The organism is Mycobacterium sp. (genome assembly GCF_049281135.1).
Lineage (GTDB): Bacteria > Actinomycetota > Actinomycetes > Mycobacteriales > Mycobacteriaceae > Mycobacterium.
This window is the reverse complement of the sequence record NZ_JBAPRN010000293.1, coordinates 18,046-29,625: the sequence shown is the minus strand read 5'-3', so window position 1 is coordinate 29,625 and position 11,580 is coordinate 18,046. Positions and strand designations below refer to the sequence as shown.

General features: G+C 63.9%; 12 protein-coding genes. 7 read left to right on the top strand and 5 right to left on the bottom strand.

Annotation, left to right across the window (positions count from 1 at the left end):
• The 5 genes from WAN02_RS11910 to WAN02_RS11890 form a co-directional block, all read right to left on the bottom strand.
• The coding region (locus WAN02_RS11910) for a thiolase family protein (RefSeq protein ID WP_422264371.1) at positions 1-847 on the bottom strand (847 nt) is incomplete at its 3' end.
• Positions 840-1,649: an enoyl-CoA hydratase/isomerase family protein gene (locus tag WAN02_RS11905; RefSeq protein WP_422264370.1), complete on the bottom strand. Its 810-nt coding sequence runs from the start codon at positions 1,647-1,649 to the stop codon at positions 840-842. The genes WAN02_RS11910 and WAN02_RS11905, both read right to left, overlap by 8 nt.
• Entirely contained in the window at positions 1,649-2,866 is a 1,218-nt protein-coding gene (locus WAN02_RS11900; RefSeq protein WP_422264369.1) for a CaiB/BaiF CoA transferase family protein, read from the bottom strand. Before WAN02_RS11900 ends, WAN02_RS11905 begins: the two co-directional genes overlap by 1 nt.
• 59 nt (positions 2,867-2,925) lie before the next feature.
• Positions 2,926-4,092, bottom strand: coding sequence for an acyl-CoA dehydrogenase family protein (locus WAN02_RS11895; protein WP_422264374.1), 1,167 nt, complete (start codon positions 4,090-4,092; stop codon positions 2,926-2,928).
• 70 nt (positions 4,093-4,162) lie between these two features.
• Positions 4,163-5,461 (bottom strand): amidohydrolase family protein, encoded by a 1,299-nt coding sequence (locus WAN02_RS11890; RefSeq protein WP_422264368.1) that lies wholly within the window; start codon positions 5,459-5,461, stop codon positions 4,163-4,165.
• Between the two features lie 329 nt (positions 5,462-5,790).
• Here WAN02_RS11890 and WAN02_RS11885 point away from each other — a divergent pair, with 329 nt between their 5' ends.
• From WAN02_RS11885 to WAN02_RS11855, 7 genes are read left to right on the top strand one after another with little or no spacing between them, the layout of a single operon-like run.
• Positions 5,791-6,342 carry a carboxymuconolactone decarboxylase family protein gene (locus WAN02_RS11885; protein ID WP_422264367.1) on the top strand — a complete coding sequence of 184 codons (552 nt, stop codon included), beginning with the start codon at positions 5,791-5,793 and terminating at the stop codon, positions 6,340-6,342.
• A 5-nt stretch (positions 6,343-6,347) separates the two neighbouring features.
• Positions 6,348-7,637, top strand: a complete 1,290-nt coding sequence (locus tag WAN02_RS11880) for an aromatic ring-hydroxylating oxygenase subunit alpha (RefSeq protein ID WP_422264366.1) — start codon at positions 6,348-6,350, stop codon at positions 7,635-7,637.
• A complete protein-coding gene (locus tag WAN02_RS11875; protein WP_325695630.1) occupies positions 7,624-7,959 on the top strand; it encodes a hypothetical protein in 336 nt (111 codons plus the stop codon). The genes WAN02_RS11880 and WAN02_RS11875 overlap by 14 nt, the downstream gene beginning before the upstream one ends.
• 3 nt (positions 7,960-7,962) lie before the next feature.
• Positions 7,963-9,177: a metal-dependent hydrolase family protein gene (locus WAN02_RS11870; protein WP_422264365.1), complete on the top strand. Its 1,215-nt coding sequence runs from the start codon at positions 7,963-7,965 to the stop codon at positions 9,175-9,177.
• Positions 9,161-9,589 carry a nuclear transport factor 2 family protein gene (locus WAN02_RS11865; RefSeq protein WP_422264364.1) on the top strand — a complete coding sequence of 143 codons (429 nt, stop codon included), beginning with the start codon at positions 9,161-9,163 and terminating at the stop codon, positions 9,587-9,589. Before WAN02_RS11870 ends, WAN02_RS11865 begins: the two co-directional genes overlap by 17 nt.
• Positions 9,586-10,674 (top strand): acyl-CoA dehydrogenase family protein, encoded by a 1,089-nt coding sequence (locus tag WAN02_RS11860; protein ID WP_422264363.1) that lies wholly within the window; start codon positions 9,586-9,588, stop codon positions 10,672-10,674. Before WAN02_RS11865 ends, WAN02_RS11860 begins: the two co-directional genes overlap by 4 nt.
• Before the next feature lie 50 nt (positions 10,675-10,724).
• On the top strand, positions 10,725-11,468 hold the full coding sequence (locus WAN02_RS11855; RefSeq protein ID WP_422264373.1) for an acyl-CoA dehydrogenase family protein: 744 nt from the start codon (positions 10,725-10,727) through the stop codon (positions 11,466-11,468).
• Positions 11,469-11,580: the final 112 nt, after the last annotated feature.

Here is an 11,580-nt window from a genome sequence, read left to right as displayed (position 1 = left end):
CGGTGAGCATCAGCACCGGATCCGCGCCGGTCACGGCGCCGGCCCGGTATCGCACCAATGGCGTGAGGCCCAGCTCGACCGCCATTTGCGATGTCATGACCAGCAACGCCGCTGCGCCATCGGAGATTTGCGACGAATTGCCGGCATGGATCACGCCGGCGTCGTCGAATGCGGGCTTCAGGCCCGCCAATTTCTCGACGGTGGTTCCCCGCCGTATCCCTTCGTCCGCGGTGACGACTGCGCCGTCGTCTCCTTGAGCGGGGAAGACCGGAACGATCTGTTCGGTGAAGGCGCCGTTGTCCTGCGCCGCTGCGGCCCGCTCATGGGACAACGCGGAATATTCGTCGAGCCGGGTGCGGGAGAAGCCCCACTGCTTGGCGATCATCTCCGCCGACAGACCCTGGTTGAACGAGAAACCGCTATAGCGTTCAAGCACTTTGGGGCCGTAGGGTTGTCCAGTTGCCCTCGCCGAGCCCAGCGGCACCCGGCTCATCACCTCTACGCCGCCGGCCACCACCACGTCCTGCTGGCCGGACATCACCGCTTGCACCGCGAAATCGAGAGCCTGCTGGCTAGAACCGCAGGCCCGGTTGATCGTTGTGCCCGGGATGCTTTCGGGCCAGCCTGCCGCCAGCACCGCGTAGCGGCCGATGTTGCTGGACTGGTCGCCGACCTGAGACACACACCCCCAGACGACGTCGTCGATGATGTCCGGATCGATTCCGGTGCGCCCCACGAGCTCATTGAGCACGATGGCCGACAGGTCGGCGGCGTGCATGCTCGACAATCCACCGTTGCGCTTACCGACGGGCGTCCGCACGGCCTCGACGATGACTGTTTCACGCATTTTTCTGCTCCGATCTCTTGACCGCCCATTGTCCCGTGAACGACGGGTCCCGCTTTTCGTCGAAGGCCGCATACGCTTCGGCTGAATCGACCGTGGCGAAGTTACCTACCTGTGCGCGTGCTTCATTGGCCAGCGCATCGCGCATGGTCCGATCCACTCCCTCGTTCAGCAGCGCCTTGCTGTGCGCCAACGCAACCGGCGGCCCGGCGGCCAGCCGGTCGGCGACGTCGGCGACGAAGGCGTCGATCCCGCCGGCATCCACCAGCCAGGTCACCAGGCCCAGCGCGTGCGCCTCGGCGGCGTCGATGGTGTCCGCCAGCAGCACCAGTCGTTTGGCCTGTTGCAGGCCAACGATTTTCGGCAGCAGCCACGAGCCGCCGAGGTCCACTGACAAGCCGCGCTTGGAAAAGATCTGCGAGAAGGTGGATTCGGGCGTCGCTGCCACCAGGTCGCAGCCCAGTGCCAGGTTCCATCCGGCACCTACCGCGACGCCGTTGACTTTGGCGATGGTGGGCACCGACAACTCGTGCAGCGCCAGCGCGACGTCGGTCAGCCGCTGCAGCTTGTGGACGGGATGGCTGTCGTCCGGCGTCGAAATATCGGCACCGGAACAAAACGCTCCTTCGGCACCGGTGATCACCACCGCGCGCACACCGCGGTCTTTGTCGGCAGCAGTGAGCGCTTCGGCCAGCGCGACCCACAATTCTCGGTTGATCGCGTTCTTGCGACGCGGCCGGTTCAGCGTCAGCGTCCGCACACCGTCGCGGTCGTCGCTCAGCAGCACAGCCTCAGTGGAAGACATCAGGCGTAAGCCGGTCCGATGGCGCCCAGTACGCGCAGCCGGTCGATCTCGTCGTGGCCGACGCCGAGTTCGGCCAGCACCGCATCGGTGTGCTGTCCCAGCCCGGGCACCGCGCCCATCGCGGGCTTGAAGCCGGCGATGACGGGCGGCGGCAACAGGGCTTGGATCGGCCCGGCGGGTGTATCCACCGCACGCCACCGGTCTCGGGCGGTCAGCTGCGGGTGCACCAGCACTTCACTGGGCGTGTTGTACCGCGCATTGCCGATCCCGGCTGCGTCCGCGGTCTTCTGCACATGGTCCAGGTCGTGTTGCGCACACCAGTCGCCGATGGCCTCGTCCAGGATGGCCCGGTGGGCACAGCGCGACGAGTTGCTGGCGAACCGAGGGTCGTCGGCGAGGTCCTCGCGCTCAATGATCTGGCGCGAAAGTCTTTGCCATTCAGCATCGTTCGTTGTTCCCAGCACGACGGTCTGGTCATCGCCGGTGCGATAGGCGCCGTACGGCGCGACCGCTGGCGAACTCATCCCGAGCGGCTGCTGCTCGATACCGGAATGCTGGGTGTAGGTCAGCGGATAGCCCATCAGCTCGGTCATGGTGTCGAGCAGGCTGAGACCGACAGTGTTGCCGTGCTGGGCAGGTGTGGACTGAGCGTCGCGGGAGTAGAGCAGCGCCAGAATCGACAGCGCCGAGTACAGTCCGGTGCTGATGTCCGCCACCGGCGGGCCTGGTTTTGCCGGTGCGCCCGGGTTGCCGGTGATGGCGCAGGCGCCCGACTCCGCCTGCACCAGCAAGTCGTATGCCCGCTTGTGTGACAGCGGTCCGCCGGGACCGTATCCGTCGATCTCGACCGCGATCACGTTCGGGTGGCGCTGCTTTAGGTCGGCGGCCGAGACGCCGAGTCGGGCGACAGCGCCCGGAGCGAGGTTGGAGACCAGCACATCCGATCGGTCGAGTAACCGATGCAGAATGTCCCGCCCTGCATCGGCTTTCAGGTCGATTGTCACCGACTCCTTGCCGCGGTTGGCCCAAACGAAGTGCGCGGCAAGCCCGTTGACGACTTCGTCGTAATACCGGGCGAAGTCTCCACCCTTGGGGTTTTCCACCTTGATGACACGAGCACCGAAATCGGCGAGCACGCGGGTACACATCGGCGCCGAGACCGCCTGCTCCAGAGCCACCACGGTGATGCCCGTCAGCGGCCCCCGAGTTTCCGACATCACATCACCGTGCCGTGATCATGCCGAGTGGCCGGTCAGATCGAACAGTGACCGCGCCATCAGTAGCTCCTCGGCAATCCCAGCACGTGCTCGCCAAGGAAGTTGAGAATCATCTCCTGGCTGACCGGGGCGATCTTCATCAGACGAGACTCGCGGAAGTAGCGCGACACGTGGTACTCCTCCGAGTAGCCCATCCCGCCGTGCAATTGCAGGGCCCGATCGGCCGCCGCGAATCCGGCGTCGGCACACAGGTACTTCGCCGTATTGGCTTCGCGGCCACAGGGTTTCCCGTTGTCGTACAGCCAGGTAGCCTTGCGCAGAATGAGTTCCGCGGCGTCGAGTCGGGCCAGCGAGTCGGCCAGCGGGAACTGCAGGCCCTGGTTCATGCCGATCGGGCGGTTGAACACGACACGCTCGTTGCCGTATTTGACGGCCTTTTCCAGCGCGACGCGCCCGATGCCCAGCGCCTCGGCGGCGATCAGCATCCGCTCCGGGTTGAGACCGTCGAGGATGTACTTAAAGCCTTGTCCTTCTTCGCCGACGCGATCCTCGACCGGGACGATCAGATCGTCGATGAAGACCTCGTTGGAGCTGACCGCGTTGCGGCCCATCTTCTTGATCGGCCGGATGTCGAGGTGGTCGCGATCGAGGTCCGTGAGGAACAGCGTCATGCCGTCGGTCTTCTTGGTGACCTCGTCGAACGGCGTGGTTCGCGTCAGCAGCAGGATCTTCTCGGACTCCAGCGCCTTGGAGATCCAGACCTTGCGGCCGTTGATCCGGTAGGTGTCGCCTTCGCGCTTGGCGAAGGTGGTGATGCGCGACGTATCAAGTCCCGCACCAGGTTCGGTGACACCAAAGCACACATGCAGATCGCCATTGACGATTCGTGGGAGGGTCCTGGCTTTGAGCTCGTCGGAGCCGTGCTTGACGACGGGCTGCATGCCGAAGATGGTGAGGTGAATCGCGCTGGCACCGTTCATCGCAGCACCCGATCGCGAGACCTCCTCGAGCAGCAACGTAGCCTCGGTGATGCCGAGTCCGTGGCCGCCGTACTCCTCGGGGATCGTCATGCCGAGCCAGCCGCCGCTGGCGATCGCGTCGTAGAACTCTTGCGGGAATTCGTGCGCCTGGTCTTTTTCCATCCAATAGTGGTCGTCGAACTTCGACGCCAACTCGGCGACCGACGTACGGATCAGCTGTTGGTCATCGGTCAGCTCGAAGTTCATCCCACCGCCGGCCACTGCGAAATCTCCTTTTATCAGTTCAGCCACCGGCGCAGATATGTCCGGTGCCGCGTCAGTCCGTGTTGCCGGTCAGATTTTTCGCGCTGGCCGCAAATTCCGCGAACGACGAACCCGACCTGGATTCCTTGTGTTTGCTGAGTGCGCGGATCGAAACATCGTGCCCCTCAGCAGATTTCCGCAATGCACCCACCGAGGCCTGCGCTTCAGTGAGGTGGCTGAACGGGTCGAACGAATACCATTTCATCGCGTTCTGGTACGCCATCTTCTTGATCTCGTCGTCCGGCACATTGTTCTCGGACAGAACTTCCCACAATTCTTCGGGCGCGCCCGGCCACATCGAGTCGCTGTGCGGGTAGTCGGCCTCCCAGCAGATGTTGTCGATGCCGATCATGTTGCGGAGCTTGACACCGACCTTGTCGCTAATGAAGCAGGTCAGGAAGTGCTCGCGGAAAACCTCGCTGGGCAGCTTGCCCTTGAAGTCTTGGTGCGTCCACGTCGAGTGCATCTCGTAGGTCCGGTCGGCCCGTTCGAGGAAGTAGGGAATCCAACCAGTGCCGCCCTCGGACAGCGCGATCTTCAGGTCCGGGTATTCCTTGATCGGCTTTGACCACAACAGGTCCGCGGCGGCTTGCACGATGTTCATCGGCTGCAGCGTGATCATCACGTCCATCGGCGCATCGGGAGCCGTGATCGCCAGCCGGCCCGAGGAACCGATGTGGATGTTCATCACGGTGTTGGTGTCGCACAACGCATCCCACAGTGGCTTCCAGTAGTCGTCGTGGAAGCTGGGGTAGCCCATCGCAGCGGGGTTCTCGGTGAAGGTCAGCGCGTGGACGCCCTTTTTGGAAACCCGCCGCACCTCTTTGGCGCACTCTTCGGCATCCCAGATCACCGGAATCGCCATCGGGATGAAGCGGGCCGGGTAGGCGCCACACCATTCGTCGATGTGCCAGTCGTTGTACGCCTGCACCAGAGCGACCGAGAAGTCGTGATCCTCGGTGGCGAACAGGCGGCCGGCGAAGCCGGGGAACGATGGGAAGCAGATCGACGCCAGGATTCCCCCGGCGTTCATGTCTTTGATCCGCTCGTCGACGTTGTAACAACCCGGGCGGATCTCGTCGAGGCCCTGCGGCTCGATTCCGTATTCCTCTTTGGGTCGACCGGCCACCGCGTTCAGCGCGACATTGGGGATGATCGTGTCGCGGAACTGCCAGGTGTCCGAGCCGTCGTCGTTGTGCACCAGGCGCGGGGCATCGTCGATGTATTTCTTCGGCAAGTGGTCCTTGAACATGTCCGGCGGCTCGACGGTGTGGTCGTCGACGCTGATCAAAATCATGTCGTCTTTGTTCACTGCCCGGTCCTCTCAGTCGGGGGCGTTCGGGGCCCACCTGGTCACTGGCTCGCGGTTATCCCGTGATTGTTGCGAACCCATAGTCGGCCCGTCGACGAATCGCTTTCGCCGCTGACATCTCCCGTGTATGAAAACTAGCTTCTCGATTCCCGAGAATCAACATCTTGAGGCTACCCCTGCCACGGTAAGTGTCGGGTTGGGGCAGCTGACACTGCCGCGGGGGCTGGCAATGTCACCGCAGGTGGGAACGAAATATTGACCAATCCCGGAGTTCGTGGAAACCTATTGATCAAATATGAGAATATGATTCTCTTACACGAGGAGCCCGTATGCGTCTGTCGCCGTTACCGGCGGACCAGTGGGACGACGCTGCCCGGCACGCGGTATCGGGCATGCTCCCCGAGGAGCGACGGAATCCGGACGACGCCGGGACACTGCTGTCTACCCTGGTGCGCCATCCGAAGCTGACGCGCGCGTATCTCAAATTCAGCACCTACTTGCTGTACGGGTCGACGTTGCCGCCGCGCATCCGCGAACAGGTCATCCTTCGCGTCGCCCACCGCCGCGGCTGCACTTATGAGTGGTCACACCACGTCGAGATGGGCAGAGAAATCGGGCTGTCCGACGCCGACATCGAAGCCGCACAAACAGGCCAGTCGGAAGACCCGTTCGCCAGCGCGTTGATGAACGCCGTTGACGAACTCGACGAGAAGACCAACGTGTCCGACGAGACGTGGGCGGCTCTCGGCGAGCGGCTCGATGAAAAGCAGCGGATGGACCTGGTCTTCACCGCCGGCAACTACATCGCACTTGCGATGGCCCTGAACACTTTTGGCGTCGAGGTCGAAGGCGACCACGATGGCGGAACAAAGGAGAGGTAAGTACGTTGGCACACTTCACCAAGCCGGACGCCGGCAGTTGGACCGAGAATTACCCGGAACTGGGCACCGCGCCGGTGGATTACACCGACTCGATCGATCCGGCGTTCTTCGAAGCCGAGCGGGATGCGATCTTCAAGCGGACCTGGCTCAACGTCGGCCGCGTCGGGCGCCTACCGCGCACCGGCAGCTACTTCACCAAGGAGTTGCCGTCGGCCGGCAAGGGCGTGTCGGTGATCATCGTCAAGACCAAGGACGGGTCCGTCAAGGCCTACCACAACGTCTGTCGCCACCGCGGAAACAAGCTGGTGTGGAACGACTTTCCGCACGAGGAGACCTCGGGCACCTGCCGTCAGTTCACCTGCAAGTACCACGCGTGGCGCTACAGCCTCGACGGTGATCTGACCTTCATCCAGCAGGAGGACGAGTTCTTCGACGTCGACAAGAGCGACTACGGGCTGGTGCCGGTTCGGTGCGAGTTGTGGGAAGGCTTCATCTTCATCAACTTCGACAACCAGGCCAAGCCCCTGGTCGACTACCTCGGACCACTGGCCAAGGGCATCGAGGGTTACCCGTTCGGCGAGATGACCGAGACCTACTCCTACCGGGCCGAGGTCGGCAGCAACTGGAAGCTGTTCATGGACGCGTTCGCCGAGTTCTATCACGCGCCGGTGTTGCACCAGGGGCAGTACACCAAGGAAGAGGCGGCCAAGATCCAGAAGTACGGCTTCGAGGCGCTGTACTACGAAATGGCGAGCCCGCACGCGATGATTTCGACGTGGGGCGGTCAGGCGCCGCCCGCGTCCATGGACATGGTCAAGCCGATGGACCAGGTGCTGCGCAGCGGGCTGTTCGGTCCCTGGGACAAGCCGGAGCTCATCGCGAAGTTCGGTGAATTGCCCCCGGGCATCAACCCGAAGAAGGTGCCGCAATGGGGCATCGACGAGTGGCACTTCTACCCGAACTTGATGTTGCTGATCTGGGAGCCGGGCTGGTTCCTGACCTACCACTACTGGCCGACCGCCGTCGACAAGCACATCTTCGAATGCACGCTGTACTTCGTGCCACCGCGTAACGCGCGTGAACGCCTGGCCCAGGAGCTGGCCGCGGTGACGTTCAAGGAGTACGCGTTACAGGATGCCAACACCTTGGAGGCGACTCAGACCATGATCGGCACCAAGGTGGTCAACGACTTCCCGCTGTGCGATCAGGAGATCATGCTGCGCCACCTGCACAAGGTGACCGGCGATTACGTGACTGGCTTCAAGGAGGAGGTTGCCGGCAATGGCCACCACTGAACAACTGCCCGCCGAATTCTCGGACCTGGAGCCATATCTCGCGTGGGATCTGGCCACCGAGCCGGAGCGGTACGCCAAACGGCTGGCGTCGTCGATGCCCGAGATGCAAGCGTTCTACGACGTGGCGTTCCCCCGGTTGAATGACGTGATCGAGTACTGCGACAAGTTCCCGCTCGACGACCTGCCCGAGGACGCGCGAACCCTGATGCATCTGATGCAGTCGCTGGTGATGGTGTCATTCCCGATCGAGGCGTGGAAGCAGCCTCGCGTCCCCGACAGCGGGGCGGCGTGGGTCGAGCTGATCAGGGAGCCGGTGATCTAGACGGTGCTCACGCTCAAGGCTGCCGGGCTACTCGACGTCGACGCCGGCGAGATCGTCTCGCCCGGCATCCTGCGCATCGACGGGGACCGGATCGTCGGCGTCGGCGGAAAACCCGAAGGTGACATCATCGATCTCGGCGACTCGGTCTTGCTGCCCGGGTTGATGGACATGGAAGTCAACCTGTTGATGGGCGGGCGTGGGGAGAAACCCGCGCTGTCCTCGGTGCAGGATGATCCACCGACCCGGATGTTGCGTGCCGTGGGCAACGCCCGCCGGACGCTGCGGGCGGGATTCACCACCGTGCGCAACCTCGGTCTGTTCGTCAAGACCGGCGGCTATCTGCTCGACGTCGCGCTCGGCAAGGCGATCGACGCGGGTTGGATCGACGGCCCGCGGGTAGTTCCGGCCGGGCACGCGATCACCCCGACCGGTGGGCATCTGGACCCGACGATGTTCGCCGCGTTCGCGCCGCATGTACTGGAGTTGACGGTCGAGGAGGGCATCGCCAACGGGGTCGACGAGATCCGCAAGGCAGTGCGCTACCAGATCAAACACGGCGCCGAGCTGATCAAGGTCTGCTGTTCGGGCGGCGTCATGTCGTTGACGGGACCGCCTGGCGCACAACATTATTCGGATGAGGAGCTGCGCGCGATCGTCGATGAGGCCCATCGGCGTGGGATGCGGGTGGCCGCGCACACGCATGGCGCCGAAGCCGTCAAACACGCCGTCGAAGCCGGTATCGACTGCATCGAGCACGGGTTCCTGATCGACGACGAGGCGATCGCCCTGATGGTCGAGCGCGGCACGTTCCTGGTGTCGACGCGACGGCTGGCCGAGGGGATGGACGTCTCGCATGCCCCGCCTGAGCTTCAGGCCAAGGCCGCAGAGATGTTCCCGAAGTCGCGGACCTCGATCCTGGCCGCCTACGAAGCCGGCGTGAAGATCGCGGTCGGAACCGACGCTCCCGCCATCCCGCACGGCAAGAACGCCGACGAGCTTGTCACGCTGGTGGACTGGGGGCTGCCGCCGTTGGCGGTGCTGCGGGCCGCCACCGTGGTCGCCGCGGATCTGATCAATGTGACCGACCGAGGCAGACTCGCCGAGGGCCAGGTTGCCGATATCATCGCCGTGCCGGGAGATCCATTGTCCGACATCGGCGTAACCCAGAAGGTGGGCTTCGTGATGAAAGGCGGCAAGGTTTATGTTCAACCGAATTGAGGACCTTGTCGAGATCCAGCAGTTGCTGGCTCGCTACGCGGTGACGATCACGCAGGAAGACATCGACGGCTTGGTCGCGGTCTTCACCCCGGACGGTACCTACAGCGCGTTCGGCGAAACATATTCGCTGGACCGGTTTCCGGTGCTGGTGGACGCTGCGCCCAAAGGCTTGTTCATGACCGCGACGCCGGTGATCGATCTGGACGGCGACACTGCGACCGGAACCCAACCGCTGTGCTTCATCGACAACGCCACCCACGACATGCGGATCGGCTATTACAAGGACACATACGTGCGCACAGCCGACGGATGGCGGTTGAAAACCCGTGCCATGACGTTCATTCGGCGCAGCGGCGTACACGACTCCGGCCGCCCGCACGCGATCGGGCGTCCCAGCGCGAACCCTGCATGAAGATCGAACAGTTCCGCTCTGATCTTCGGGCCTGGCTCGACGAAAATGATCTGACGCCGGGGCCGGATCACTCGCTGCAGGGCCATATGCACCAATACGCCCGAGTTTGCCGCGCGCTCTACGACGCCGATTGGATGCGATACGGCTGGCCGGTCGAAGTCGGCGGATTAGGCGGTCCGGCAATGCTTCGCGCGGTTGTCGGCGAAGAGGTGGTGGGCCGACGCCTCGCCGAGCCGGGTCCCTATTCGATGCTCGAGGTGCTCACGCCGACGATGATCGATTACGCGCCGGCCGAACTCGCCGCCGACATGGTGCCACGCCTACTCAGGGGCGAAGAGCAATGGTGTCAGGGCTTTTCCGAGCCGGGATCGGGCAGCGACCTGGCGTCGCTGACCACCCGCGCGGTCCAGCACGGGGAAAACTGGATCGTCAACGGGCAGAAGGTCTGGACCAGCTTCGCGCAGTTCTCCACCCGGTGCGTTCTGCTCACCCGCACCGCGCCCGGCTACGACGGCATCACCGCGTTCTTCGTCGATTTGGATACTCCCGGCATCACCATTCGGCCGCTGCAGACAATGCACGGAGTCGACGAATTCTGCGAGGTGTACTACGACGACGTGGTGGTGCCTGCCGAACGCATGCTCGGCCAGCCCGGCGATGGCTGGCGACTTGCGATGGACCTGCTGCCCTATGAGCGGTCCACCTGCTTTTGGCAGCGCATCGCTTACCTCTACTCGCGCTTCGACGAGCTGATCGCGGAAGCGTCCAATCCTGACGAATACGAGCTCGGCGCGGCATATCTCGCTTTACACACGCTGCGCTGCCGTTCTCGGGCAACGCAGCACCGCTTGGCCGACGGCGAACGGCTGGGGCCGCAGACATCGATCGACAAAGTGTTGTTGGCCGGCGCCGAGCAGCAACTCTACGACACAGTGCGTGACCTGCTGCCCGGGACACTGGAGTTGGACGACACACCTTGGCGCTCTGAATTCCTTTACTCACGAGCGGCGACCATCTATGGCGGCACCGCCGAGATCCAGCGCAACATCATTGCGCGCCGGCTGCTGGATCTGGGCAAGGAGTGAGCGTGGACAGCGAATCCTTGCAGCTCCTCGAAGACGGCTTGCGTAAGACGATGACGACGGCGTCGGGCGAGCAACTCGACGCCGCGCTGGCCGAGCTGGGCTGGCTCGAGATGCTGGACGAAATGCCGCAAGCGGCAGTCCCTTTGGTGTTCCGGTTGCTTGGCGAGACCGGCGCTCATGCCCCAGTGCTCAACGACGTCGTGCTACGAGCGGCCGGTCGTGAGGGCGGCGGCACGGTGCCGATGCGTTACACCGGCGACTCCTGGGTTGTCTGGGCTCGCACCGGCGAGCCGAGCTCGGTGCTCGGCCACGATTTGCCGATACACCCTGTGCCTGAGGGTGATTCGGCGCCTATGGGGCCAGGACGGCACGCCGTCGGTTGGTGGCTGGTCGGCGCCGGCCGCGCGATGCTGGCGCTGGCTCGCCAGCACGCCCTGGATCGCACGCAATTCGGTCGGTCTGTCGCGTCGTTCCAGGCGATCCGGCATCGGCTGGCCGAGACCTTGGTGGCCATCGAAGGCGCGGAGGCCACCCTGCTGGCCGCTGCAGCTGAACCTGACGAGCTGAGCTTTCTGCTAGCCAAGGCCGCGGCCGGCCAGGCCGCGCTGACTGCGGCGCGTCACTGCCAGCAGGTGCTTGGCGGTATCGGCTTCACCGCTGAGCATGAACTGCACCGGCATATCAAGCGCGCCTTGGTCTTGGACGGCCTGCTCGGTAGCTCACGCGAACTGACCCGAGAAGCTGGGGCGACTTTGCGCGCCAAGGGATTTGCGCCGCGTTTGGCGCAGCTCTGAGCCGGGTTCAGACATGCGTCCGAGCGAATTGAAATCGGCTTTCGCTCCGAGGCGGGCATTGCGTCGACCCCGACGTCCAGCGACTGGGTGTGGCGAATGTGACTCGCCGCCA